The following is a 24723-nucleotide window of genomic DNA, read 5'->3' on the forward strand; positions in this document are numbered from 1 at the left end:
CACATCCTGTGAGGCGGTATGAAGGATTCATTACGGCTCTTTTATAACATGAGGCCACCGGCACAGAGCAGGCTGATGACTTTCTAAATTCATAAATAGCATAAAGAATAAGTTTATATTCTTTGTTGTCATTCATCAGGCCCCTTACCCTGACTAAAAATCAGACCATGGAAGACCTGTGTGATGCAATTGACAGCCCCTTTACCCAACCTGAGCCCGCTCTCCGATGAGCAGCAGCGCCAACTGAACCATGTCCTCTCGACCCTCAACACCCAGCAACTGGCCTGGGTGAGCGGTTATCTCTACGGCCTCTCCCAGTCCACTGGCCAGGTTGCCGGCCAGCCGGTAGCCACCGCAGGCGCGGCACCCGCCGGCAGCCTGACCATCATCTACGGCTCCCAGACCGGCAACGCCAAGGGCGCGGCTGCCACCATCCAGCAGCAGGCGCAAGCCCTTGGCCTGCCCGTGACCCTGGTCTCCATGGCCGATTACAAACCCAAGCAGCTCAAGAAAGAGAGCCACCTGCTGGTGGTAGTGAGCACTTACGGGGAGGGCGAGCCGCCGGAGAGCGCGGTCGATCTGTTCGAGCAGCTCAAGAAGGGCAAGATAGGCAAACTCGAGGGCCTCAAATTCGCGGTACTGGGCCTGGGCGACAGCTCCTATGAATTCTTCTGCCAGACCGGCAAGGACTTCGACGGCTTCCTCGCCAAAGCAGGGGCCGAACGTATTTATGAGCTCGCGAGCCTGGACGTGGACTATCAGGAGGCCGCCAAGATCTGGGGCGAGCAGGCAGTGAAAGCCATCGCCACCACGCTGTCAGCTAGCGGTGCTACCGGTGCGGCAACCAGCCTGGCTGGCGCCGTGCAAACTGCGGTCGGCCACAGCCAGTATCACAAGGAGAATCCCTTCCCGGCCCGCTTGTCGGTCAATCAGAAGATCACCGGCCGCGACTCCACCAAGGACATCCGCCATATCGAGATCAGCCTGGAAGATTCGGGCATCACTTATCAGCCCGGCGACGCCCTCGGTATCTGGTTCGACAACGACGCCAGCCTGGTGGGCGAGGTGCTGGCTCTGACCGGCCTGAGTGGCGATGAAGCCACCGCCAAGGGCCCCCTGCGCGCCGCTCTGACCCGTCACTTCGAGCTGACCCGGCTGCACGGCGGCTTTATCACCGGGCTCGCTGACTTGTCTGGCAACGCGGCCCTGAAGGATCTGGCCGGGGACAAGGCCCAGGTCAACGCTCTGGTCGCCTCCGCCCAGGTGGTGGATGTGTTGAAACGCTTCCCGGCCAAGCTCGGTGCCGACCAGCTGGTCAGCCTGCTGCGTCCGCTGACCCCGCGCCTCTACTCCATCGCCTCCGCCCAGAGCGAGGTTGAGGAAGAGGTTCACCTCACGGTCGGGGTGGTGCGTTATCCGCAAGCAGACGGCGCCCTGCGCTCGGGCGGTGCCTCCTCCTATCTGGCGGATCGCTTGCCCGAAGAGGCCGAGGTGCGGGTATTCGTCGAGCACAACGACAACTTCCGCCTGCCGGCGAATCCCGATACCCCCGTCATCATGATGGGCCCCGGCACCGGCATAGCGCCGTTCCGCGCCTTCATGCAGGAGCGCGAGGCACAGGGAGCCGAGGGCAAGAACTGGCTGTTCTTTGGCAATCCGCACGCCACTCAGGACTTCCTCTATCAGGTGGAATGGCAGCGTTATGTAAAATCCGGCCTGCTGTCGAAAATTTCCCTGGCATTCAGCCGGGATCAGGGCCACAAGATCTACGTGCAGGACAGACTGCGCGAGGCGGGCCTCGAGCTTTACCAGTGGCTGGAGGCCGGCGCCCACTTCTATGTGTGCGGCGACGCCAACCACATGGCCAAGGATGTGCAGCAAGCCCTGCTGGATGTGATTGCCGAGCATGGCCACAAGAGCCGTGAAGAAGCAGAAGAGTATTTGAGCGAATTGCGTCGTGCCAAACGTTATCAAAGGGATGTCTATTGATGAGCAAGCAACTTATTCCGGGACCGGTTGAAGGACCGTTGGCCGACAACGAGCGCCTCAAGCGCGAGAGCCACTTCCTGCGCGGCACCATAGCCCAGGATCTGCAGGATCCCCTCACCGGCGGCTTCAACGGTGACAACTTCCAACTGATCCGCTTCCACGGCATGTATCAGCAGGATGACAGAGACATCCGCGCCGAGCGCGCCGCCCAGAAGCTGGAGCCGCTGCACAACGTCATGCTGCGGGCCCGCCTGCCGGGCGGCATCATCAGCCCGGCCCAGTGGCAGGTGATCGACAAGTTCGCCGAGGAGCACAGCCTGTACGGCAGCATCCGCCTCACCACTCGCCAGACCTTCCAGTTCCACGGCGTCTTGAAGCGCGACATCAAGCTGATGCACCAGACCCTCAACAGCACCGGCATCGACTCCATCGCCACCGCCGGCGACGTGAACCGCAACGTGCTCTGTACCAGCAACCCGGTGGAGTCCGAGCTGCATCAGGAGGCCTACGAGTGGGCCAAGAAGATCTCCGAGCACCTGCTGCCCAAGACCCGCGCCTATGTGGAGATCTGGCTGGACGGTGAGAAGCTCGGGGGGGACGAGGAGCCCATCCTCGGCTCCAACTACCTGCCGCGCAAGTTCAAGACAACTGTCGTGATCCCGCCCCACAACGACGTGGACATCCACGCCAACGATCTGAACTTCGTGGCCATCGCCGATGGCGGCAAGCTGGTGGGCTTCAACGTGCTGGTGGGCGGCGGCCTTGCCATGACCCACGGCGACACCAGCACCTACCCGCGCAAGGCGAGCGATTTCGGTTTCATCCCGCTCTCCCACGTGCTGGAGGTGGCGGCCGCCGTGGTCAGCACCCAGCGCGACTGGGGCAACCGGGTCAGCCGCAAGAACGCCAAGACCAAGTACACCCTCGAACGAGTGGGAGTCGAGGCGTTCAAGGCCGAGGTGGAGAGCCGCGCCGGCATCCCGTTCGGTCCGGTTCGCCCCTATGAGTTCACCAGCCGTGGGGATCGCTTCGGTTGGGTGGAAGGCATTGATGGCAAGCACCACCTGACCCTGTTCATCGAGAACGGCCGCCTGCTGGACTTCCCGGATAAGCCGCTCAAGACCGGCATGCTGGAGATCGCCCGCGTGCATCAGGGGGACTTCCGCCTGACCGCCAACCAGAACCTGATCATCGCCGGCGTCCCCGCCAAGGAGAAGGCACGCATCGAGAAGCTCGCCCGCCAATACGGCCTGCTGGATGACGGCGTGAGCGAGCAGCGCAAGCAATCCATGGCCTGCGTGGCCCTGCCCACCTGCCCGCTGGCGATGGCCGAAGCCGAGCGTATGCTGCCGGCCTTCGTCACCGACATCGAGGGCTTGCTGGCCAAACACGCCCTGGCACAGGACGCCATCATCTTCCGGGTCACCGGCTGCCCGAACGGCTGCGGCCGCGCCATGCTGGCAGAGGTAGGTCTGGTGGGCAAGGCACCCGGCCGCTACAACCTGCACCTGGGGGGCAATCTGGAGGGGACCCGCATCCCGCGCCTGCATCAGGAGAACATCACCGAGCCGCAGATCCTAGCCGAGCTCGACAGCCTTATCGGCCGCTGGGCCAAGGAGCGCAACGGGGCCGAGTGCTTCGGTGACTTCGTGATCCGCGCCGGTATCGTGGCCCCGGTCGTCGACTCCGCGAGGGACTTCTATGCCGCTTGATCTGACCGATGGCGGGGCCCTTGGGCTGACCGCCGACGGGCGGCTCGATCTGCAGGCGCTGCTGGCCCTCGGCCGGGAGCAGCAGACCGAGGCGCTGGCCCCCCTCAACCGCAAGCTGGACGCCATGAGCGCCCCCGAGCGAGTGCGCTGGGCACTGGCAAACCTGCCGGGAGAGCACATGCTGTCGTCCAGCTTCGGCATCCAGGCTGCGCTGATGCTGCACCTGGTGAGCCGGGAGCGAAGCGATGTGCCGGTGGTGCTGACCGATACCGGTTATCTGTTCCCCGAGACCTATCGCTTCATCGACGAGCTGACCGAACGACTCGCGTTGAATCTGAAGGTATACGGCGCCGCCCTCTCCCCCGCCTGGCAGGAGGCGCGCTTCGGCAAGCTGTGGGAGCAAGGGGTAGAGGGGATCAGCCGCTACAACCAGCTCAACAAGGTGGAGCCGATGGACAGGGCGCTGCGGGAGCTTGGCGCCCAGACCTGGTTCTCGGGCCTGCGCCGGGAGCAGTCCGGCAGCCGGGGTCAGCTGCCGGTGCTGGCCATCGCCCGCGGCCGCTTCAAGTTCCTGCCGGTCATCGACTGGAGCAACAAGGACGTGCACTACTACCTGAAAGAGTTCGATCTGCCCTACCACCCGCTGTGGGAGCAGGGCTATCTCTCGGTCGGCGACGTCCACACCACCGCCAAGTGGGAACCGGGCATGAGCGAGGAACAGACCCGCTTCTTCGGCCTCAAGCGCGAATGCGGCCTGCATGAAGAGAGCGGCGATCAGGGTAATTCAGGCAACTGATGTCGCCCGCCATCGCGCGGCCCCTAGAATAAAAAAACGCCCGGCAGTTGCCGGGCGTTTTTTTATGGTTGAGGTTCAGCGGGTCAGCATGCGCAGGGATGGCACGGCCGCCTGGTCGCTCACTGCGCGGCGGCGCGGGCCTCGGCCAGCCAGCCGTCGACCAGAGCCTCATGCCCCTTGAGCCAGGCATCCGCATGGCGCTCCACGTCCGCCGGTTTGTTCTGCCCCTTGTTCATCAAGCCGTTCTGGATGTTGATGTCGTTGAGCGGCAGCTTGACGATGCTGAACAGCCTGGCCGCCGCGGGGTTCGCGTCGGTGAACACCTTGTTCGCGACTATGTGCATGGTGTTGACCGCAAAGCCGTAATTCTTGCCGTTCGGCAGCCGGGTCTTGTCCGCATCAGGGGCATCGGCGGGCACCTCCAGCCACACCACGTCCCGCCCCGGCACCAGCTCGCTGCTCAGCCAGTAAGGGGTCCAGGTGTAATAGAGCACCGGTTTGCCGCTCTGGTAACGGGCCAGGGTATCGGCGATCAGGGCCGCGTAGTTGCCCTGCTTGTGGGTGATGGTCGGGGTCAGTCCGAACTCGTCGAGATGGCGGTTGATCGCCCCCTCGCAACCCCAACCCGGGTTGCAGCCGACCAGATCGGCCTTGCCATCCCCATCGCCGTCAAACAGCGCCGCCAGCTTGGGATCCTTCAGCTGGCCGAGGTTGGTGATGCCGTATTGAGTGGCCGTCTGCTTGTCGATGAGATAGCCCTGGGCCGCGCCGGCCACATAGGTCCCCTGACGGAAGAACACCTTGTCTCCTCCCGCCTGTTCGTACTTGTCGTCCTGCAGCGGGATCCAGTTAAAGGCCAGGAAGGTGCCATCACCCTGTGCCACCGAGGCATAGGCCACGTTGTAATCCACCTCCTGCGCCGGTTGCACCTCGTAGCCCAGCCGCGTCATCAGCTTGCTGACCAGCAGGCTCTGGAAGGCCTCCTCCGGCAGCGAACTCTGCAGGGGTTGTACCTTGATGCCCTCCCCCGGCAGTTCGGTGCTGGCCACGGCAATCGGGCTCAGTAGCAGGGATCCCAGGGTCAGGCTGGTGATGATGGCTTTCATGAAGTTGCTCCTTTGCAATGAATGGATTTGCCGCGACCGCCCAGTCGCAGCAGCAGGGCCAGGGGTCCGCGCTGATACCAGCGGCCGGTGCGGCGGCGATCCGGTTGCCCCATCGCCTGGGTCAGGCGATCCAGTACTATGGCCAGCAGCACTATGCCGAGGCCGCCGATGGAGGCGAGCCCCATGTCGAGTCGGCCTATGCCGCGCAGCACCATCTGCCCCAGGCCGCCGACCGCGATCATGGAGGCGATCACCACCATGGAGAGCGCCAGCATCAGGGTCTGGTTGACCCCGGCCATGATGGTGGGCATGGCGAGCGGCAGCTGCACCTTGAACAGCAGCTGGGACGGGCTGGCACCGAATGAATGGGCCGCCTCCACCAGATCCGTGGGCACCTGGCGGATCCCCAGCATGGTCAGGCGGATCATCGGCGGCAGGGCGAAGATGACGGTCACCACCACCCCGGGTACGTTGCCGATACCGAACAGCATGACGATGGGGATGAGGTAGACGAAGGCCGGAGTGGTTTGCATGGCATCCAGCAGGGGCCGGGTCCAGCTCGACAGCCGTTCGCTGCGGGCCAGCAGTATGCCGACCGGCAAGCCTATCAGGATGCAGAAGAACAGCGAGGTCAGCACCAGCGACAGGGTCACCATGGCATCGGACCAGGCACCGATGAGGCCGATCCCGATGAGGGAGACCAGGGTACCGAGCGCCATCCGGCCGTTGACCAGTTGCCAGGCAACCAGCGTCAGCAGGCCGATCATCAGGGCAGACGGCACCGCCTGCAGCAACTGGGTCATGCCGCCCAGGGCCAGCTCCACCGGCGCCCGGATCAGCTGGAACACCGGCCGCAGGTTCTCGACCAGCCAGCCGATGCCGCCCTCGACCCAGACATCCAGCGGTACCAGCGCCTGCGAGAAGGGATCCAGCCAGTCGATGGTCGCTCCGCTATCCGCCGCCGCGATCTGGTTCTGCCAGTCTGCGCTCTCGGTCGCCGTGCTGCCCCAGGGATCATTCGCGGCCTCGGCCGCCGTGCTGCCTTGGCTATCGCCGGCGACCTCGGTCGCGGCCGCGCCCCAGGGATCGGCCTCCGTCTCGTCGGCCCAGGCAGGCGCACTCGCCAACAACAGCAGCGCCAGCAAGCCGGTCAGCAGGCGATGAGGGGGGTTGAGATTCATACCGGGGTACTCCTGTCCAGGGTGTTCAGCAGATTGCCCTTGGAGATGAGCCCAAGGTAGGTGCCATCTTGCTCGACCACGGGCACCTGGCAAGGGGCGGCGGCCACCTGGCTGATGAGTTCGTTGAGAGCGGTGTCGGCCAGGATGGGCTGGATATCGGCCAACAGCGCCTGCTCCAGGCTGCCTTTGTCGCGTACCGCCAGCCCCAGCGATTCGACCGAGACAACCCCGATGAAGCGGCGGCTGCGATCCACCACGTAGCCGTATTCCCGCTCCAGCTCCTTGAGCTGACGCAGGGCATTGCCCGGCCCGTCGGTGGTGTGTTTCTTGATGAGCGGTGTCTGCTTGCGGCTGGCCACATCGCGGGCACTGAACACATTGGCGAGATCCACCCCGCGAAAGAAGGCACGCACATAGTCGTTGGCGGGTTGGTTCAGGATCTCGTCCGGGGTGCCGACCTGCACCACCTGGCCGTCCTGCATGATGGCGATGCGATCGCCGATGCGCATCGCCTCGTCCAGATCGTGGGAGATGAAGACGATGGTTCGTTGCTGACTGGCCTGCAGCTTTAGCAGTTCATCCTGCATTTCCGTGCGAATAAGCGGGTCAAGCGCGGAGAATGCCTCATCCATTAGCAGGATATCCGGGTCATTGGCCAGCGCTCGGGCCAGGCCGACCCGCTGTTTCATGCCGCCGGAGAGGGCATCGGGGAAGGCGTCAATCCACTGACCCAGACCCACCTGATGCAAAGCCTGACGGGCACTCTGCTGACGCTCCGCCAGCGGTACCCCGGCCAGCTCCAAGCCGAAGGCGGTATTTTCCAGCACGCTCAGGTGAGGCATCAGGGCGAAGGACTGAAACACCATGCTGATCTTCTTGCGCCGCACCTGGCGCAGCTCGCTGTCCGAGATGGCGGCGATGTCCTCACCGTCGATCAGCACCTGACCACGGGTCGGCTCGATCAGGCGGTTGAAGAGCCGCACCAGAGTGGATTTGCCCGAGCCGGACAGGCCCATCACCACGAAGATCTCGCCCTCGTGGATGGCGAGGTTGACGTCCTGCACGCCCAGAGTCTGTCCGGTCTTCTGCAGAATGCTGGCGCGATCATGCCCTTTCGCCAGCAGCTTGAGCGCCTTTTCCGGCTGCTCTCCGAAGATTTTATAGAGTGATTTGACTTCGAGTTTGACTGTCATATTGTCCTTTTTTCATGGCCGACGGCTTGCCTGGCAAATCGTCGAACGCGAACCAATTACTTTCAACACTAAGTAATTTCAAAACAAAATAAAAGAACCACAAGAGTCTCACTAAAACCAACACGCCATAATTCATTGATTTTTAAGGGCTATTTTTTAGGCAAAAAATTCAACAAAACACTGAAATTGACCATATAGGGCCGACTTATCGATTGTAAATTCAATTAATTAGCCATGAAAATGAAAGGAATATAGGAAGGGAGAGTTCGGAAAATGACGGCAGGATGCACCAAGGTATCCGGTGTCTGCACACTCAAAAAAATAGTTACACAGCTAACCATTTTAGGCGCTGCAAAGATGAGAGCCAAGAAGGGCTGGGGCGAAGTCAGGACGACTCCTCATCATTCGGGAGCCGAGCAAAAAAAGCCCCTCGTCATGGGAGGGGCTCGTCGGCTTCGATGCGGCTAGCGGCGCTGCCAGGTCTCGAAACAATAGGGATGGGGGTTCTTCTCGTCGGCCGGATGGGATTCGCTCTCGATGCGCTGCCACTGTCCCTCGTCGAAGAGAGGGAAGCGGGTATCCCCTGCCACCGCCAGATCGATTCGGGTCAGATAGAGGCGATCCGCCCGCGGCAGCAACTGGGTATAGAGATGACCGCCCCCGATGACCATCAGCTCATCCACCCCTTCAGCCTCCGCCAATAGCGCCAACGCGGTCTCGACCGAATCGATCACCTCCACCCCGTCCACCCGATAGTCAGGATTGCGGCTGATCACCAGATTGCGGCGCCCGGGCAACGGCCGACCGATGGATTCGAAGGTCTTGCGCCCCATCAGCACCGGCTTGCCGAGGGTCACCCGTTTGAAGTGGGCCAGATCCGCGGGCAGATGCCAGGGCATCTGGTTGTCTTTGCCTATCACGCGATCCTGGGCCATGGCGGCAATCATGGAAATTTTCATGGGATAAGCCTCTTGTTCCCTACCTCAGACAATGGGCCGGTTACGGTACACGACCAGAGAGGGGATAGCCAAACCGAAACTGAGCGCTCCCACGATAAACAGCGCCTTGAGGCCGTTCTCCACCGCGCTCTGGATAAGCGCCATGGTCACACCCGAGATGTTGAGCTCCACCACCGCGATCATCGCCTTGAACGCGTAGCTGCCCGGGATCATCGGAATGATGGAGGCGACGCTGAACACCGGGCGCGGCGCCAGCAGCCGGCGTGACCAATAGACGCAGACAAAACCGACCGTGGTCGCCGCCGCCAGGGTGGCCCACTCGATGGGCATGCCGTAGTGAATGAGCAGGGTCCGCAGGCTGTGGGCCAGGGCGCCGCCCATGGCGCAATACTTCAGCATCCGCGGCGGCACGTTGAACAACATGGCAAAGCCCACCGCCGGAATGGCCGACCAGAACGCATCCTTGGCCAGCAGCCAGAGCAGATCCATCATGCCTTTTCTCCCCTGACCGACATCGCCGGCATGGTACTCGGCGCCTTTTGCAAAGTCGTCATACCTTCCACCCCCAGATCCCGGTAACCGACATGGCCAGAATGATGCCGATAGCGGCGCTGATGGTGAGCAGGGTCGCCGTGCCCCAGCGGGCCAGTCCCATGTTGAAATAGCCCTTCACCATGTCGGAGACCGCGTTGATCAGCGGGAAGCCCGGCACCAGCAGCAGCACGCTGGCCGCCATGGCGAGGTAGGGCTGAGCTCCCCAGCCGAAGAAGGTGGCACTGGAGGAGAGCAAAGTGGCGATGAAACCGGTCGCGGCGAAGTTGATGAGCGGGCTGTGATGATGGCGCGCCATCAGCTGGCGTACCCGCATCGCCACCGCGGAGGCAACGAAAGTCACCAGGAAGACCGGCCAGTCGCCGCCAAACAGCAGGCTGAAGGCGCCGCAGGAGAACCCCACCATGGGCACCACCAGCCAGGGATGATAGTGGAAGGGCACTATGGCATCGAGCCGCTGGCGTACCTCGCGCGCACCGACCAGTTCCTTCTCTGCCAGGATGCAGAGGCGCTGGACCTCGCACACTACCTGCATGTTGATGCCTTGATCCCGTATCCGGCGGGTGGTGGTGACGCAATGCCCCTGATAGAGGCTGGTCAGCACTATGGCACTGGAGGAAAGCGCCATCTCGACGCTCTCCAGCCCCAATGCCAGACCTAGCCTGACCGTGGTCTGCTCTATGATGCGTGCCTCGGCACCATATTGGGCCAACAACTGGCCAACCTTGACGATGATCCGGGTGATCTCTGTCTGTTGCTCCTGCGACAGCACCCTTCTTGGTGTGATACTTCTCATCATTCCTTTGAGTCGTAGTAAAATAAAAGGTATCGGTATATTACCCCAACCATTAACTCCCTTCATCTGGAATAGCGACAGCATCCATTAAAACCATTATTAATCCAGCCAGAGCAGCGTATTTTCAGCAAATAAAAAACAAGCCACCACATTGGTTAACAACGAGGTGGCCAGTTCTGAAAAAACGCTGAAAATAACGAGCAAATATCAATAAATTATTTATCTCTGCGGTGATCGGAGAGCCGAACAATATTGCTACTCAACGACATATTACCTCCCCCCAAGGGCGGCTCGTCACCAAGATGATTGATTTGACTGCGCATGACAAAGAAGGACTCGTGCATCATGTTGGCGATCCGGATGCAACTGTCCAGATTGTTCTTGGCCAGCCGGCGCTGACAGTCGATGCGAAATTGCAGCCCCCGCAGGCGCCGTTGCCGATCAGGCCCCACCTGCTCGATCAGGGCATCGATTTGCTGGTGCAGCAATTCATCGAGCCGATCCGGTTCGGCGAGGGCCCAATGTTTCAGGGTATCGAAATCAGGCAACTCCATATGCCCTCCTGGCCAGAGGCCTCATGTGTGATACTTCATGACTACGTTCAGCACATAATTTCACCGTCCGTAAGGAAGGTTATATAAGATGGCGGCGGATCTGGTTCATGCTGTACCGCGTCACAGGAGTCCGGTTTTGCGAAAATACGGAGGCACAGCGAAGAAATAAAAGACTTATTCTTTATGGATCATATGATTATCAACACAATGCCAGCGTCGTTTTTTTTATAAATTTTATTGACTGATATTCTGCTCCTTATGCCCAAATCATCGACAAGAGCCCCATTGTGTTCGTTCGAATCAGATTGCCCTGCCCCCCGCAACGGCTCCCGGTCGTTTAACATATCTCACTGATTATGTTATTTTATTTACCACTTTCCCGAGCGACAACGAGCACAGCATGAGCAAGGCAAGAATCGGCATTGTCACCGTCAGCGATCGCGCCAGTGCAGGCATCTATGAAGATCTGTCCGGCAAGGCCATCATCGACACCCTGAACGCCTACCTGACCTCGGAGTGGGAGCCCGTCTACCGGCTCATTCCGGATGAACAGGCGCAGATCGAAGGAACCCTGATCCAGCTGGCCGACGAGGAGGGTTGCAGCCTCATCGTCACCACGGGTGGCACCGGCCCGGCCAAGCGAGATGTGACACCGGAGGCCACCGAGGCAGTCTGCGATCGCATGATGCCGGGCTTTGGCGAACTGATGCGGGCGGAATCCCTCAAGTTCGTGCCCACCGCCATCCTGTCGCGCCAGACCGCCGGCCTGCGCGGCAGTTCACTCATCGTCAACCTGCCGGGTAAACCCAAGTCCATTCGCGAGTGCCTGGACGCCGTCTTCCCCGCCATCCCTTATTGCATCGACCTGATGGACGGCCCCTATCTCGCGTGCGACGAGAGTGTCATCAAGCCATTTCGTCCCAAGAAATAAGCCTGTTCATCGACAATAAACAAGGCGCCCGCAGGCGCCTTGTTTATTTGTCAGCGGCAACCCACGCGGTCAGGGCCAGCGCTTGAAGATGAGGGAGGTATTGATGCCGCCAAACGCAAAGTTGTTGGACATCAGGTACTCCACCGCCAGCGCTCGGCCGCCGCTGCGGATATGATCCAGCACGGCGCAGGCGGGATCCGGCTCGCTCAGGTTGAGGGTGGGGGCAAACCAGCCCTCGGCCATCATCTCGAGGGATAACCAGGCCTCGATGGCACCGCAGGCGCCCAGGGTGTGACCAAAATAGCTCTTGAGGGAAGAGATGGGGGTCTTGTCGCCAAACAGTGCCGAGGTGGCATGGCTTTCGGCAATGTCGCCCCGCTCGGTGGCGGTGCCATGGGCGCTGATGTAGCCAATCTCCTCGGCCTGCAAGCCGGCATCGGCCAGCGCCAGTGCCATGCAGTGCTGCATCGTCTCCTGCTGAGGCTGGGTGACGTGGGCCGCATCACAATTGGTGGCAAAGCCCACCAGCTCGGCGAAGATGTGCGCGCCGCGCGCGCGGGCATGCTCCAGTTCCTCCAGGATCAGCGTGCCCGCCCCCTCGCCGATCACCAGCCCATCGCGGCTCCGATCGAAGGGCCTGGGGGTGAGCGCCGGGCTGTCATTCATGAGGCTGGTCGCGAACAGGGTATCGAACACCGCAGCCTCGGAGGGGCAGAGCTCCTCGGCGCCCCCCGCCACCATCAGATCCTGATAGCCATGCTTGATAGCCTCGTAGGCGTAGCCGATGCCCTGGCTGCCCGAGGTACAGGCGCTCGAGGTGGGGATGACACGGCCGCGCAGGCCGAAGAAGAGCCCGGTGTTGACCGCCGCCGTGTGCGGCATCATCTGCACATAGGTGGTGGCCGTGATGCTGGCAGTGCTCTTGTCGTTAAGCATGGCGCCGAAGGCGCCGATGGGGGCCGTGCTGCCGATGGAGGAGCCATAGGCGATGCCGGTGCGCCCGCCGGTCAATACCGGATGATCCAGCAAGCCGGCACGCATCAGGGCCAGTTCGGTCGCCACGGTCGCGAGTTGCGAGACCCGCCCCATGGCCCGGATCTTCTTGCGCGGATAGTGACTTGGCAGCACGAAGTCCATGATGGGGGCCGCCAGCTGAGTATTTAACCCGTCATAGACGGCCCACTCCGGCATCTGGCGCACGGCATTGCCCTCGGCCTTGAGGCGCGGCCCCACGCTCTGCCAATCGTTACCAAAGGCAGTCACCCCGGCCATGCCGGTGACGACGACACGCTTCATGCTGTTGCTCTCCACTCTTTATCCTTCACTTGCGGCGTAGGTCCCATGCTGCGGCTCATATCAGGCCGCCGTTGATCGAGATCACCTGGCGGGTGATGTAACCGGCGATGTCCGACATCAGGTAGGAGACCAGGCCAGCCACCTCGTCGGCCTGTCCCATGCGTTTGAGCGGGATCATCTTCATCGCCTCGGCCTCTACCTCGGCGTTGACCATGCCGGTGTCGATGAGCCCGGGCGCCACGCAGTTGACCGTGATCTTGCGCTTGGCCAGCTCCAGCGCCAGCGCCTTGCTGGCCCCTATGATACCCGCCTTGGCGGCGCTGTAATTGACCTGTCCCCGGTTACCCATGATGCCGGACACCGACGACAGGGTGACGATGCGCCCGCCCCGGCGCAGCCCTATCATCGGCATGATGCAGGGCTTGAGCAGGTTGTAGAAACCATCCAGATTGGTGTGCAGTACGCCGTCCCAATCCTCATCGGTCAGGGCCGGGAAGGCGCCATCCCGGATGACGCCGGCGTTGCTGATCACACCATAGTAGGCGCCATGGGCCTCGATGTCGGACTCGAGCCGGCTGCGGCACTGTTCCCTGTCCCTGATGTCGAACTGGATCAGCCGTCCCTGCCCTCCCGCCGCCGTCAGTTCGGCCAGGGTGCGCTCGGCCCCGGCACGGTCGCCGTGATAGTGCACCACGATGTGAAAGCCATCGGCGGCCAGTTTCAGGGCGATGGCGCGGCCTATGCCTTTGCTGGCGCCCGTCACCAATACGGTGGAACTCATAATCAATCCTTCTCTAACAGATCAGATAAGCCGCTCGCATCTATCGGCGCAGCCCCTCAGGCCATGCCTTGCGAGCAGAACTAAGGCAGTGCCAGCAAGGTGGTCAACTCGGCATCGCCGGGCAGATAGGTGCTGAGCCGCGCCTCGGCGCAGAGCTGCTCGCCGTGCAGGATCCGGCATTCGAAACTGGCCATGCCGCCATCTTCCAGCAGGCATTCGGCCTCGATGACGAGCCGCTCTCCGGCCGCGAAGCTGGGCCGCTGACTCTGGTATTGGCGGCTGCCTAGCAGCATGCCGATGCGCACCGGCTCGCCCCGCTCACGACCCCGCATCCCCGCCCAGGCGCCTATGGTCTGGGCCATCAGCTCCAGGCCGACCCAGGCGGGCAGATTGCCCTGCTCATCGAGCAGCAGACGGTGGCGATCCCCGACCGTCGTCTCGCAGCGCACCCGCGCCCCCTGATAGGCGAGCAGCCGGTCCAGCAGCAGCATGGGGGCCTGATGGGGCAACAGGTCGGCGATGGCTATCTCATTTCTCATGAAGGGTTCCTTTGTGCGCAGCAGGCAGGCGACCCAGCAACAGGCTGACGTTATTGCCGCCAAAGGCAAAAGAGTTAGACAGCACCCGGGCGAGCGGCCGGCGGCTCACCCCTGGCGGCACCAGTTGGATGGGAGGGAGCGCGGGATCCTGCGGCTCCCCCTGCGAAGGTGACGCCAGTTCGCGCTCCAGCAGCAGACAGCAGAGCGCCGCCTCGATGGCGCCCGCCGCCCCCAGGCAGTGGCCGGTCAGCATCTTGCTGGAGCTGCAGGGCGCCGTCATTTCCCCCTCGCCAAACAGGCGGGCCAGGGCCTTGCTCTCCATCTCGTCATTGAGGCGGGTCGCGGTGCCGTGCAGGTTGATGTAATCGAGCGCCTTGGCCTCGATGCCCCCCTGGCGCAGCGCCATGCGCATCGCGGCCTCGGCCCCTATCCCTTCCGGATGGGGCGCCGAGATGTGCCAGGCATCGGACGACTCACCGGCGCCAAACAAGGCCAGTGCGGCAGGCTCTCGGCTCAACAGGAAGAGGGCGGCCCCCTCCCCGATGTTGATGCCCTGGCGCTGAGCCGCGAAAGGGCGACAACGGCTCAGGCTCAGGGACTCCAGACTGTCGAAGCCATTGAGGGTCAGGCCGCACAGGCTATCAGCCCCCCCGACGATGACGGCATCCGCCAGCCCGGCCGCCAGCAGGCGTTGGCCGCTGATGAAGGCGCGGGCGCTGGATGAGCAGGCGGTGGAGAGGGTGTAGGCCGGGCCGGTCAGCGCCAGCTGGCGAGCCAGAAACTCGCTCGGCGAGCCCAGCTCCTGCTGGCGATAATCAAACCCGGCGGGCAGCGGCTGGCCCGCCTGATCGGCGGCGACTGCGGCCTCGGCCTCGGCGATCCCCGAGGTGCTGGTACCCAGCACGATGGCGATGCGATCCGGTCCCAGCCGCGCCTTGAGTGCATCGAGCCCAGGCTGGATCTGGCTCAGGGCCGCCAGCAACAGGCGGTTGTTACGCGACGCATAGGCCGCCAGCGCATCAGGCACCGGGGGCAGCTCGGCCCTCACCCGGCCGACCGGCGTGAGCCTGCCATCGCTCAGGGCCTGGTGCTGCATATCGAGCGGGCTGATGCCATGTTCGTGCCAGGCAGACAGGGCGGCACTCACCGCCGCTTTGCCCTCCCCCAGGGCGCAGATCAATCCGTAATCCTGGATGTAGCAGGGGGCGACGGGCGAGATGTCGTTCGGATTTTGACTCATGGTGCCAGCCTTTCCATTTGCAGCTGATAATCGAAGGCGTGCTGCACCAGCCGCACCGGTTCGCGCTCCCCCGCTATCTGTTGGTAGAAGATCTCGCTCACCAGCTTGCCACCGGGATCGCTCAGGCGCCGCACCATGCCCTCATCTGTCAGCTGCCAGCCACTGGGCAACTGCGGCTGCCAGGCGGCAATGGGCCAGTAGCTGAGCATCACATCGGCCAGCACCTGGGCCACCGGGGGCAAGGCCGCCCCCCCCAGCAAACTGGAGAGCTGCTCGGTATTGATCTGCTTGCCGTCATAACTCACGCGAAACAGCCGGATCCCGCTCGGGGTCAGTCCCACCAGAGTGAGCCGATGACCGTCAGCCTCCAGCACGGTCAGCAGCTGATGCTGGCCCCCCTTGCTCGTGGCGCTCAGCAATTGCTGGCGATAGAGGGGTTGGCCGCGCTCGGGCGCCGGCAGCACCAGGCTGGTGTCCGGGGTCAAAAAAGCCCGGTTGTCGGGCTTGGGCTGACTGGCGCAAGCGCTCAGCAGACCGGCGAGCAGCAACACAAACAGCCTCAATGTGAGCCGCAAGGATGGTGCGGACAGGCGGAGGGAGTCAAGGGTCATGGAGTCATCGCCTGTCGAGTACCAGAGGGGACAAGAGGAAGGCGGTAAAGATACCGCCGCTGAGCACCAGACCGAAGCCCGCGATGGCCGGAGTGTGACTCAGGGCCAGCAGGCCAAATGCCAGCTGGGTGGTCATATTGGCCAGCAGTATGGCCAGCAGGGTCGAGCGCTGACGCCGGGGATCCTCGCCACAATGGGCGAAGAAGAGCCCGTAATCGATGCCGATGCCAAAGATGAGGCTCAGGGCCAGCACCCCGAACAGGGTGAGCGGCTGGCCGCAGGCGGCGAGCAGGGCCAGCCCGGCGCCCAGCGCCAGTCCATTGACCAGCAGGATACGCGCGCTCTTGCGCCAGCCGAGCAAACGCCACAGCAGCAGCGCCACCAGCCCGATGGCCAGTGCCAGCAGTTCGGCCAGCTGGATGCGGTAGTGGGCAAACAGCTGGCTCCACTGACTGCGTTGATCCTGCCAGAAGACCCCCTCATGCCCGCCCACCAGCGCCGTCATGGCATCGCTGGTCGTGACCCCGGCCACCGGCAGCCAGAGCGCCACCCGGCCATCGGGCAACCCGTGCCACAGCAACCGGCTCCCCTCGCTGACCGGGCTGACCAGCCACTGCGCCGGGGTCAGCGGCCGCCAGGGTTGGGGCTTAGCCTTGACCGGCACGCCAGCCTGATTGAGCCGGGCCACCACCTCGGGCAGCAGGCGTGCGAGGGCGGCGTGATCCGCTTGCTGCTGCGCCAGCGAGGGCAGCCACTGCGCCAGCGAGACGAAGTGTGTCAATTGGCCCTGCGCCCTGGCCTCGGTCAGCCGCCGGGTCAGGGCTTCGAGTCGGCGCAGCGCCGTCTCGCCATCCGCCGCCGTCACCAGAAAACCCGCCATGCCGCCCTGCTGACCAGTGAGACGCTTGATCTGCTGCTCCTGTGCCTGCAGCTCGGTGGGCAGGGGTTGCAGGCGAGCGATGTCGTCATCGACCCTGAGCTGGCTCAGCCCCGCCAGCACCAGCGACAACCAGAGCAGGGGCAGACCCCAGCGCAGCCAGCGTCGCTCGCGCCACCAGGTCAGCCAGACCGCCAGCAGGGCCAGGAGGCGGGGCTCCCGTGCCGGCAGGGGCCCCAGCCAGCGCGGGAACAGGCAGAGCACGGTCACCAGCGCGGCAAACAGACCGACCAGCGCACAGAGCGCCATCTGCTGCAGTCCGGGGAAGGGGGCCAGCCAGAGCAGGCCATAACCGATCAGGGTGGTGAGCAGGGCCAGCCAGAGGCTAGGCAACAAGCGGGCCCGGGTCTGGTGCGGGCTCTCCTGCGTCCCGTGCAGGCGCCGCTCAGTCAGGAAATGGAGCCCGTAGTCGATGGCGATGCCGATGAGGCTGGTGCTGATCACCAGGGTGAACAGGTGCACCTCGCCAAACCAGAGCAGTACTGCCAGCAGCCCCCAGGCCAGCCCCACCGCAATGGGCAGCAGGGAGAGCCAGAGCGCACGGGCCGAGCGGAACACCAGCCAGATGAGCAGCACCACCCCGAGCATGGAGCCCAGTCCTATGGTGGAGATGTCTGCCTGCGCCAGGTTGCTGGCATGCTGACTGTAAAACAGGGTGCCGCGGCGCAGCAGCTCCAGTCCGGGATACTGAGCCTTGAGCTGCTGCTCCGCCTCGCCGAGCCGGGCCAGCAGGGCACTGTTGCGGGAGAGATCGAAGGCGGAGAGATCCAGTTCGGCCCGCAGCATGAACCAGCGCCGTCCCGCCTCATCCTGACTCACCAGCCAATCATGGTCGAGGCGCAGCGGCGTGGCCGCCTGGCCCTGCACCCCAGCGCGGGTCAGCAGCAACGGATCCTGTTGCCACTCGGCGCGGGAGACACCGCCGAACGGGCTGTAGATCTGGCCGAGTACCCACTGGCTCCAGGCCTCGGGGCCAGCTGCCAGCCTGGTCCGGCTGCCCTCATCGAGGCGCTGCCAGGCATAATCGTGCAAATAGCCCTGCCAGGCGCCGGCCAGTTCGGGCTGGGCACCGCGCACGGCACTGAGCTCGGGCAAGCGTTCGAGAGCCTTGGCCCAGGCCTCTGCCGCGGCGCGGCCATCCTGCCCCGCCGGCAGGCTCAGCATCCACACCAATTGCCGGTCAAGCTGGCGCAACAAGCCACCGCGCAGGGCGGGATCCAGTGCGGAGCGCTCCTCGTGGGGCAAGAGATCCATCAGGCTGGTGTTGATCCGGCCGATGGACAACTGCCAGCCGAGCAGGGCCAGTGCCAGCAGACAGAGCAGCAACCAGAGCCCGCTGAGCCGTCGCCAGGCCCGCTCGCTCAGGCCTGCCGCGGGGGAAAGGGGGGCCTCGTTGTCATGCTCAGGGGGCAAAATGGACCTGCTCCTCGGGGGAAAGTGGCAGGCTCACTGCCTGCCAGTGGGAGAAGTCGATGCGGGTCTCATCCCCCTGCCGATCGGCGATGGCGAGCCTGTCCAGCCGTTCGCCGCCGCTCAGGGTCAGCCGGGCGAAGACCTTGTCCAGCGGCGCCGCCAGCGGCGTCATCGTCAGAGTCCAGCCCTGCTCGCCGGACTGGAAGTCGAGGGAGAAATAGCGGGCCAGCGCCTGCTCATCCGAGCCAAACAACGCCAGCAGCATGCTGCTGAATTCGAGCAACTGGGGATTGTCGATCACCGTAATCTCCCCCTGCCCGACTTGTTGGCTCATGCGTCGCTCGGTGAGGCTGAGGGCGAGCTCAAAGGGCGCCTGCTGATGCCACCAAAGCCCCTGACCGCGCACCAGCAGCAGCTCGCCTCTGGCACGCAGGGGCTGACTCAGCCCGGCCACCTGTTTCTCCTGCACGAAGCGGGCCCGCTGAGCCGGTTGCTCGCTCAGCAGCTGGCGCACCTCGGCTTGGGTCATGGCCGCAGCCTGCACCGCTCCCGGCAACGCGCCCAACAGCAGGCAGGCGCAGAGCCAGCCACGTATTCGCCCCCTCAAGGCCAGCCTCATTCATCGACCCCCAGCTTGTCGAGCAGCGCCCTGGGCGAGGCGAGGCACATCTCGCCGCTCTCCTTGCACACCGCCACCTGGATGCTGTAGCCCTTGCTGGTGCGCACCCCGCTGCCGGCATCGAACAGCTCATATTCGATCTTGAGCCGGTTCTGATACTCGCAGAGCCGGGCCTCGACCCGCACCTTCTGGCCAAAACGCAGCGGCGCCATGTATTTGAGCCGCAAGTCGATGACGGGCCAGAAGTAACCGGACTCATCCATCTGGGGGTAGTTGTAATCGATCTGCTCGAGCAGGGCACAACGAGCCAGCTCGATGTAACGCACGTAGTGGCCGTGCCAGGCCACCGCCATCATGTCGACATCGTGAAACGGGATCTCGATCTCGATGCTGTGACTGATCATCCAGGCTTCATTTCGCATCCGGGCACTCCTCATAGAGGGGGTAATGGTGGGTCTGCAGGCGAGCGATCAGCGCCCTGAGCTCCTGCTCCAGCGGCCTGTCCTCCGTCAGGGGCGGATGCTGATCTCGCACCGCCAGCACCATCGCTTGCAACGGCTGGCTCAAGGATGCCAGCCCCCGTTGCTGCAGGCCGAGCCGCAGCTCGACTCCCTGCACCGCCGCCAGCAGGCAGGCGGCGCCGACCTGTTCGCTCAGGGTCAGCACCCGCAAGGCGTCCCGCGCCGCTATGGTGCCCATGCTCACCTTGTCCTGGTTGTGGCACTCGGTGGAGCGGGAGAAGACGCTGGCGGGCATAGTCAGCTTGAGCGCCTCGGCGGTCCAGGCGGAGACGCCGATCTGCACCGCCTTGAAGCCGTGGTTGATCAGCCGCCGCTCACCGCTGGCGCCCGACAGGTTGCTCGGCAGGCCGCCGTTGAACTTGGTATCCACCAGCTGGGCCAGCTGCCGGTCGAGCAAATCGGCCAGATTGGCCACCGCCGTCTTCATGCTGTCCATGGCCATGGCGATGTGGCCGCCATAGAAGTGGCCGCCGTGCATCACATGTTCGAAGTCGCCATCGATCAGCGGATTGTCGTTGGCGCTGTTGAGCTCGTTCTCGATGAGCTGGCGCCACCAAGGCAGGCTGTCGGCCACCACCCCGATGACGTGAGGGGCACAGCGCAGGGAATAGCGATCCTGCAAGCGATCGCTGTGGCGCGGCAGCTCGCCGCTTTGCAGATCGGCCCGCAGCCAGCCGGCGATGCCCTGCATGCCGGGGTGGGGCTTGGCCGCAAACAGCCGCTCATCGAAGTGGAAGGCATTGCCCTCCATGGCGATGCTGACCAGCGCCGTGATCCGGGTCGCCAGCTTCATCAGGTACTCGGTGCGCGCATAGGCCAGGCAGGCGAGCGCCGTCATCACCGAAGTGCCGTTCATCAGCGCCAGCCCCTCCTTGGGCCTCAGGGTCAAGGGCGTGACACCGAGTTCCTGATAAACCTCGGCCGTATTTTCTAGCCGGCCGTCCCGATAGAGCTCGCGCTCCCCCACCAGCACGGCGGCCACATAAGAAAGCGGCGTCAGATCGCCACTGGCACCGACCGAGCCCTCCTCGGGGATGCGCGGGATCAGATCCTGCTCCAGCAACCAGCAGAGCCGCGCAAGCAGCGCCGGACTGACCCCGGAGACCCCCTGCGCCAGAGAGCAGAGCCGGGTCGCCAGCACCGCGCGGCCGGCCGCTACATCGAGATCGGCCCCCAGCCCACAGCCGTGAAAGCGGGTCAGGTGCAGCGGCAACTCGGCCACCAATGCGGGGGGCACGGCCCGGGTGACTGAGTCGCCATACCCCGTGGTCACCCCGTAGATGACGCCTTCTTCGGCCAACAGCCTGTCGAGAAAGTCTGCGCCGCGCTGGATCCGGGCCAGGAAGGCGGGATCCGGGTTCAGCCTGGGTGTGGCGCGCCCTTCGGCCAGGGCGACAACCTGCTCTATGGTGAGCCGCGCAGCCCCGAAGATGACCTGATCCAGGCCGACCTCGGCCCTGTGCTCGTGGGACCTGTGCAAATCACTGTTTATCATGGGTTAGCCGCCAGAAATCGAAGAAGTTGAACCAGTCGAGGGGGGCTCGCAGACAGTGATGCTGCAGCCGGTCGGCATAGGCCTGCACCCAGTGGCGCAGCGCCGCCTCCCGCTCCGCCCGTGGCAGCAGCAGCCGCTCGGCAAAGGGTTCGAAATGCACCCGGAACCGACCCTGCTCCTTGAGGCCGAACATCAGGTAGACGGGGCAGGCCAAGACGCTTGCCAGGGCGAAGGGGCCCAGTGGGAAAGGCGCAGGAACACCGAGAAAATCGGCCCAGACCACTCGCTTCTCCTTGGTGACCGAGGTGCGATCCCCGACGATCACCACCCACTCCCCCGCCTCTATCTTCTCCTTGAGCAAGATGGCGGTGTCGGCCCCCATCTCCTGTACCTGGATGAGATTGAGTCTGGATCCCGGGTTGATCTGCTTGAGCAGGGCATTGAAACGCGCCGCATGGCGGGTGAACACCAGGGCATTGATGGTGACTTGGCCCGCCTGGGTACCCAGCGCCCGGCACAGTTCGAGATCCCCGAGATGGGAGCCGAGCAGCAGCACACCCTTGCCGCCGTTGATGGCCGCTTCGTGGTGCTCGCGTCCCACCAGTTCGACCTGCTCCGGCGAAATGTCGCCACGCCAGCCCGCCAGCTTGTCCAGCGCCGCCTCGCCAAAGCGCAGGAAGTGGCGAAAGCTGGATCTGGGCTCCGGGGGTAATGAGACGCCCGCTGCGATCGCGAAGGCGTCGAGCCGCGCCAGATATTGCTCCGAGGCGGCGCGCTGCCGACGCCCGGTCAGCCAGAAGTAACCGATCACCGGGTACAGCAGCGCCTTGAAGCCGCTCCGCCCCAGCAGCCGATAACTGGCCAGCATAATTTGCAGGCCAAGCAAGCTGCCTCGTTCTGGCGTACGAGACCAATGTGCCTTGCTCTGGCGCCAGAGCCGGGCAGGCCAGCTCACCAGCTTGCGGGTGAGATCCCAGAGCAGGCGACACACCAGCCGGGTATGCATCCAGGAGATGGCCAGATTGTCTTGCCAGAGCCGAAAGTGGGAGCTGCCATCCTGGGGGTAGATGACCCTGGTTGGCACGAAGCGCATCGGCACCCCGCGCCAATGGAGGCGCACCATCACCTCGGTATCGAAATCCATCCGCCGGCCGAGTCGCACCGTCTCAAGCAGGGCACAGCTCGCCGCCAGCGGGTAGACCCGAAAGCCGCACATGCTGTCTTTGATGGTCAAGGACAGAGTCTCTATCCAGACCCAGACATGGGTGATATAGCGGCCATAGAGCCGCCCCTTGGGCACGGAATCGTCGTAGAGGGGTTGCCCAGAGATGAGGGCATCGGGCTGACGCTCGGCCTCGGCCAGCAGCCGTGGCACATCGGCCAGATCGTGCTGACCATCGGCGTCTATCTGCACCCCATGACTGAAACCCTGAGCCTGGGCGGCCTTGAGCCCGGTCATCACCGCAGCCCCCTTGCCAAGGTTGCTGGGGTGGCGCAGCAGGCTGAGCCAGTCCCCATGCTCCTCGGCCAAGGCGTCGAGGATGGCGGCGGCGGCAGGCTCGCTGCCATCGTCGATCAGCAGGCAGGGCAGCCCCAAGGGCTTTAATCGCGCCAGTACCCCGGTCAGCGGGGCCGAGTGGTTGTAGCAGGGGATGAGGATGCAAGGAGTCAGGGGCATAGCCGTACCTTTCCGCTACTGGCGGGCTCATCCGCGAGCCGATAGCTGAACAGCAGTTGGCCTTTGTCGGCCTGCCAGCTCAGGTGCAGGCTGCACTCCTGCCCCGGTCGCAGCGGGCGCTGGAACTTGAGCTGGCTCATGCCACCAAAGGTGCCCTCCAGACCGAGCAACGTGCGGCCATAGTGCATGGCCCAATGTACCTGGGTGACACCCGGCAACAAGGGGGCTCCCGGAAAATGCCCCGCAAACCAGGGCAACTCGGGGTCCAGCCGCAGGCGTAGCACCAGGCTGTCGCTGTCTTGGCTCTGTTCGAGTAGGCTGGGCAGCCCAGTTATCGGCATGGGGGTTGCTCCCTCTCTTGCCGATGCGGCAAGGCAGCCAGTCCCCGCCACAGGAGCCTCGTCAAACAGGGCCTTCAGCTCGGACCAGGGCCGCTTGCCCTGGCTGTTGAAGGGCAATGCTGGCAGTTGCCGTACCCGGCGCGGCAGTGCCACCGGCTCGAGCCAGGGTCTGAGCCGCTCGCGCACGGCGATGAGAAAACGGCCGGGCCCCAGGGCCTGCCACTGACTCTGTCCCTCCAGAGTCAGCACCAGCACGGCACCGAGCGCCTGCCGGGACGCCATGGTCAGGGGCAGCACGGCCGCCGCCTGCACCCAGGGCAAGGCGGTAAGCCTGGCTTCGACCTCATCGAGGGAGATGCGTTTCTCCTCGATCTTCACCAGCCGATCCCCGCGCCCCAGCAGGTGAAAGCCGGACCCGGCCAGCCGGATGCGATCGGCGCAGAGCAACGGCTCGGCATCGGGCAGGAAGGGGGAGCGCAACAGCAAGCGTGCTTCGCTCGCCACTTCGACCCGGATCCCCGGCATGGGCTGCCAGGGGATCTCTGGCGCCGCACTCTGGCGCCAGGCGATGCCGCCGGTCTCGCTGCTGCCAAACACCTCCACGGGCAACTGACCCAACAGCTGACGGGCTCTCGTCGCATCCGCCAGCGCCAGCGGGCCGCCGGAGGAGACGACGAGACCGCACCCCGCCGTCTCAAGACCGGGATCGAGCCGGCTGAGGAAAGCGGGCGAGGCGATCAGCGCCCAGCGGCCCGGCAGCTCCAGCAGTTGTTCCGGATAGAGGGTCAGGGTGCGGGCGAAGGGAACCCGCAGCACCAGTGGCAGCAGGATCCGAAACAGCAGGCCGTAAATGTGCTGATGGCTGACGCTCGCCAGCAGACGAGCGCCATCAAGCCTATCCCCCCAAAGCGCCATCAGCACCCGCAACTCGGCTTCGAGCTGGTGCCAGGCCTTGGGGATCGCCTTGGGCACCCCAGTGGAGCCCGAGGTAAACAGGGTCAGCGACATAGCCTGCGGGGCCGGCCAATCATGGACTGGCATAGCATGAGGCGGGGTGTCAACCAGCGGCAGTTGCAGCCAGAGGCCGGGGCTCCCCTCCCCCAGACTCGGGCTGTCGGTCAGCACCCCGTCGAAGTCACCACGCTGTTCGGCCAGGGCGGCCGGGCGTTGATGACCCGGCAGCACCACCTCGTGCCCGGTCAGGGCGCAGGCGAGCAGCGCTTCGGCAAACAACAGGCTGTCGTCAAAACAGAGCGCCCAGCGCCGGGCGGGCAGGGCCGCCAGCCGGGCCGCCAGCGCCTGGGCGCCGCGCCTGAGCTCACCGAAGCGGTGATCTCCCGCCGGGCCAAAGGCGACCACCTCTTCATCTGCCCGCGCCCAGATGGCGGCGAGCAGGTTCGTTGGTTCGCTCATGCTGCAAAGCTCCGCTTGACTCGCAGGCGCACCAGGTACTCCCCGCCCATCAGCAGCCCCATCAGCAAGT

The 24723-nt window shown here is 64.0% G+C and carries 22 protein-coding genes; 4 read left to right on the plus strand and 18 right to left on the minus strand.

What is annotated here, in order from left to right:
- Positions 1-183: 183 nt before the first annotated feature.
- Genes ACZ9IL_RS12960 through ACZ9IL_RS12970 form a run of 3 tightly spaced genes read left to right on the plus strand, consistent with a single transcriptional unit; the run spans position 184 to position 4497 of the window.
- A complete protein-coding gene (locus ACZ9IL_RS12960; RefSeq protein ID WP_476005350.1) occupies positions 184-1989 on the plus strand; it encodes an assimilatory sulfite reductase (NADPH) flavoprotein subunit in 1806 nt (601 codons plus the stop codon).
- Positions 1989-3701 (plus strand): assimilatory sulfite reductase (NADPH) hemoprotein subunit, encoded by a 1713-nt coding sequence (gene cysI / locus ACZ9IL_RS12965; protein WP_476003877.1) that lies wholly within the window; start codon positions 1989-1991, stop codon positions 3699-3701. Before ACZ9IL_RS12960 ends, cysI begins: the two co-directional genes overlap by 1 nt.
- The gene (locus ACZ9IL_RS12970) at positions 3691-4497 is read left to right on the plus strand and encodes a phosphoadenylyl-sulfate reductase (RefSeq protein ID WP_476003878.1); all 807 of its coding nucleotides are present in this window, start codon (positions 3691-3693) and stop codon (positions 4495-4497) included. The genes cysI and ACZ9IL_RS12970 overlap by 11 nt, the downstream gene beginning before the upstream one ends.
- Before the next feature lie 119 nt (positions 4498-4616).
- On the opposite strand, the gene proX is transcribed toward ACZ9IL_RS12970, so the two are convergent.
- The 7 genes from proX to ACZ9IL_RS13005 all read right to left on the minus strand — a co-directional run bounded on the left by proX (position 4617) and on the right by ACZ9IL_RS13005 (position 10838).
- Positions 4617-5603: a glycine betaine/L-proline ABC transporter substrate-binding protein ProX gene (gene proX, locus ACZ9IL_RS12975; protein ID WP_476003879.1), complete on the minus strand. Its 987-nt coding sequence runs from the start codon at positions 5601-5603 to the stop codon at positions 4617-4619.
- The gene (gene proW, locus ACZ9IL_RS12980; protein WP_476003880.1) at positions 5600-6784 is read right to left on the minus strand and encodes a glycine betaine/L-proline ABC transporter permease ProW; all 1185 of its coding nucleotides are present in this window, start codon (positions 6782-6784) and stop codon (positions 5600-5602) included. The genes proX and proW overlap by 4 nt, the downstream gene beginning before the upstream one ends.
- Positions 6781-7977 (minus strand): glycine betaine/L-proline ABC transporter ATP-binding protein ProV, encoded by a 1197-nt coding sequence (gene proV, locus ACZ9IL_RS12985; protein ID WP_476003881.1) that lies wholly within the window; start codon positions 7975-7977, stop codon positions 6781-6783. The genes proW and proV overlap by 4 nt, the downstream gene beginning before the upstream one ends.
- Before the next feature lie 464 nt (positions 7978-8441).
- Complete coding sequence (folA, locus tag ACZ9IL_RS12990) at positions 8442-8936, minus strand: type 3 dihydrofolate reductase (RefSeq protein ID WP_476003882.1); 495 nt, start codon at positions 8934-8936, stop codon at positions 8442-8444.
- A 24-nt stretch (positions 8937-8960) separates the two neighbouring features.
- A complete protein-coding gene (locus ACZ9IL_RS12995) occupies positions 8961-9428 on the minus strand; it encodes a threonine/serine exporter family protein (RefSeq protein WP_476003883.1) in 468 nt (155 codons plus the stop codon).
- A 58-nt stretch (positions 9429-9486) separates the two neighbouring features.
- Complete coding sequence (locus tag ACZ9IL_RS13000; protein WP_476003884.1) at positions 9487-10287, minus strand: threonine/serine exporter family protein; 801 nt, start codon at positions 10285-10287, stop codon at positions 9487-9489.
- A gap of 212 nt (positions 10288-10499) precedes the next feature.
- Positions 10500-10838 (minus strand): DUF3135 domain-containing protein, encoded by a 339-nt coding sequence (locus ACZ9IL_RS13005; protein WP_476003885.1) that lies wholly within the window; start codon positions 10836-10838, stop codon positions 10500-10502.
- A 400-nt stretch (positions 10839-11238) separates the two neighbouring features.
- Between ACZ9IL_RS13005 and mog the strand changes: the two genes are divergently transcribed.
- Positions 11239-11769, plus strand: a complete 531-nt coding sequence (gene mog / locus ACZ9IL_RS13010) for a molybdopterin adenylyltransferase (RefSeq protein ID WP_476003886.1) — start codon at positions 11239-11241, stop codon at positions 11767-11769.
- 69 nt (positions 11770-11838) lie between these two features.
- On the opposite strand, the gene ACZ9IL_RS13015 is transcribed toward mog, so the two are convergent.
- The 11 genes from ACZ9IL_RS13015 to ACZ9IL_RS13065 form a co-directional block, all read right to left on the minus strand.
- On the minus strand, positions 11839-13065 hold the full coding sequence (locus ACZ9IL_RS13015) for a beta-ketoacyl-ACP synthase (RefSeq protein ID WP_476003887.1): 1227 nt from the start codon (positions 13063-13065) through the stop codon (positions 11839-11841).
- A 55-nt stretch (positions 13066-13120) separates the two neighbouring features.
- Entirely contained in the window at positions 13121-13846 is a 726-nt protein-coding gene (locus ACZ9IL_RS13020; protein ID WP_476003888.1) for a 3-ketoacyl-ACP reductase FabG2, read from the minus strand.
- 80 nt (positions 13847-13926) lie between these two features.
- Positions 13927-14385, minus strand: a complete 459-nt coding sequence (locus tag ACZ9IL_RS13025; RefSeq protein WP_476003889.1) for a hotdog family protein — start codon at positions 14383-14385, stop codon at positions 13927-13929.
- A complete protein-coding gene (locus tag ACZ9IL_RS13030; RefSeq protein WP_476003890.1) occupies positions 14375-15625 on the minus strand; it encodes a beta-ketoacyl-[acyl-carrier-protein] synthase family protein in 1251 nt (416 codons plus the stop codon). The genes ACZ9IL_RS13025 and ACZ9IL_RS13030 overlap by 11 nt, the downstream gene beginning before the upstream one ends.
- A complete protein-coding gene (locus ACZ9IL_RS13035; RefSeq protein WP_476003891.1) occupies positions 15622-16176 on the minus strand; it encodes a DUF3261 domain-containing protein in 555 nt (184 codons plus the stop codon). The genes ACZ9IL_RS13030 and ACZ9IL_RS13035 overlap by 4 nt, the downstream gene beginning before the upstream one ends.
- A gap of 64 nt (positions 16177-16240) precedes the next feature.
- Complete coding sequence (locus ACZ9IL_RS13040) at positions 16241-18586, minus strand: MMPL family transporter (protein ID WP_476003892.1); 2346 nt, start codon at positions 18584-18586, stop codon at positions 16241-16243.
- A complete protein-coding gene (locus tag ACZ9IL_RS13045) occupies positions 18576-19205 on the minus strand; it encodes an outer membrane lipoprotein carrier protein LolA (protein WP_476003893.1) in 630 nt (209 codons plus the stop codon). The genes ACZ9IL_RS13040 and ACZ9IL_RS13045 overlap by 11 nt, the downstream gene beginning before the upstream one ends.
- Complete coding sequence (locus ACZ9IL_RS13050; RefSeq protein WP_476003894.1) at positions 19202-19627, minus strand: acyl-CoA thioesterase; 426 nt, start codon at positions 19625-19627, stop codon at positions 19202-19204. The genes ACZ9IL_RS13045 and ACZ9IL_RS13050 overlap by 4 nt, the downstream gene beginning before the upstream one ends.
- The gene (locus tag ACZ9IL_RS13055) at positions 19617-21221 is read right to left on the minus strand and encodes an HAL/PAL/TAL family ammonia-lyase (RefSeq protein ID WP_476003895.1); all 1605 of its coding nucleotides are present in this window, start codon (positions 21219-21221) and stop codon (positions 19617-19619) included. The genes ACZ9IL_RS13050 and ACZ9IL_RS13055 overlap by 11 nt, the downstream gene beginning before the upstream one ends.
- Positions 21208-22893, minus strand: coding sequence for a glycosyltransferase family 2 protein (locus ACZ9IL_RS13060; RefSeq protein WP_476005351.1), 1686 nt, complete (start codon positions 22891-22893; stop codon positions 21208-21210). The genes ACZ9IL_RS13055 and ACZ9IL_RS13060 overlap by 14 nt, the downstream gene beginning before the upstream one ends.
- Complete coding sequence (locus ACZ9IL_RS13065) at positions 22890-24653, minus strand: ApeI family dehydratase (RefSeq protein ID WP_476003896.1); 1764 nt, start codon at positions 24651-24653, stop codon at positions 22890-22892. Before ACZ9IL_RS13065 ends, ACZ9IL_RS13060 begins: the two co-directional genes overlap by 4 nt.
- Between the last annotated feature and the right edge of the window lie 70 nt (positions 24654-24723).

It is taken from the genome of Aeromonas sp. TECH754 (genome assembly GCF_056279295.1).

Coding starts and splice junctions, on each gene's coding strand:
- ACZ9IL_RS13005 (WP_476003885.1), bottom strand. CDS start 10,838: ATGGAGTTGCCTGATTTCGATACCCTGAAACATTGGGCCCTCGCCGAA.
- ACZ9IL_RS12995 (WP_476003883.1), bottom strand. CDS start 9,428: ATGATGGATCTGCTCTGGCTGCTGGCCAAGGATGCGTTCTGGTCGGCC.
- ACZ9IL_RS13020 (WP_476003888.1), bottom strand. CDS start 13,846: ATGAGTTCCACCGTATTGGTGACGGGCGCCAGCAAAGGCATAGGCCGC.
- ACZ9IL_RS13000 (WP_476003884.1), bottom strand. CDS start 10,287: ATGATGAGAAGTATCACACCAAGAAGGGTGCTGTCGCAGGAGCAACAG.
- ACZ9IL_RS12970 (WP_476003878.1), top strand. CDS start 3,691: ATGCCGCTTGATCTGACCGATGGCGGGGCCCTTGGGCTGACCGCCGAC.
- proX (WP_476003879.1), bottom strand. CDS start 5,603: ATGAAAGCCATCATCACCAGCCTGACCCTGGGATCCCTGCTACTGAGC.
- cysI (WP_476003877.1), top strand. CDS start 1,989: ATGAGCAAGCAACTTATTCCGGGACCGGTTGAAGGACCGTTGGCCGAC.
- ACZ9IL_RS13045 (WP_476003893.1), bottom strand. CDS start 19,205: ATGAGGCTGGCCTTGAGGGGGCGAATACGTGGCTGGCTCTGCGCCTGC.
- ACZ9IL_RS13065 (WP_476003896.1), bottom strand. CDS start 24,653: ATGAGCGAACCAACGAACCTGCTCGCCGCCATCTGGGCGCGGGCAGAT.
- ACZ9IL_RS13050 (WP_476003894.1), bottom strand. CDS start 19,627: ATGCGAAATGAAGCCTGGATGATCAGTCACAGCATCGAGATCGAGATC.
- proV (WP_476003881.1), bottom strand. CDS start 7,977: ATGACAGTCAAACTCGAAGTCAAATCACTCTATAAAATCTTCGGAGAG.
- proW (WP_476003880.1), bottom strand. CDS start 6,784: ATGAATCTCAACCCCCCTCATCGCCTGCTGACCGGCTTGCTGGCGCTG.
- folA (WP_476003882.1), bottom strand. CDS start 8,936: ATGAAAATTTCCATGATTGCCGCCATGGCCCAGGATCGCGTGATAGGC.
- ACZ9IL_RS12960 (WP_476005350.1), top strand. CDS start 184: ATGCAATTGACAGCCCCTTTACCCAACCTGAGCCCGCTCTCCGATGAG.
- ACZ9IL_RS13025 (WP_476003889.1), bottom strand. CDS start 14,385: ATGAGAAATGAGATAGCCATCGCCGACCTGTTGCCCCATCAGGCCCCC.
- ACZ9IL_RS13030 (WP_476003890.1), bottom strand. CDS start 15,625: ATGAGTCAAAATCCGAACGACATCTCGCCCGTCGCCCCCTGCTACATC.
- ACZ9IL_RS13015 (WP_476003887.1), bottom strand. CDS start 13,065: ATGAAGCGTGTCGTCGTCACCGGCATGGCCGGGGTGACTGCCTTTGGT.
- mog (WP_476003886.1), top strand. CDS start 11,239: ATGAGCAAGGCAAGAATCGGCATTGTCACCGTCAGCGATCGCGCCAGT.
- ACZ9IL_RS13055 (WP_476003895.1), bottom strand. CDS start 21,221: ATGATAAACAGTGATTTGCACAGGTCCCACGAGCACAGGGCCGAGGTC.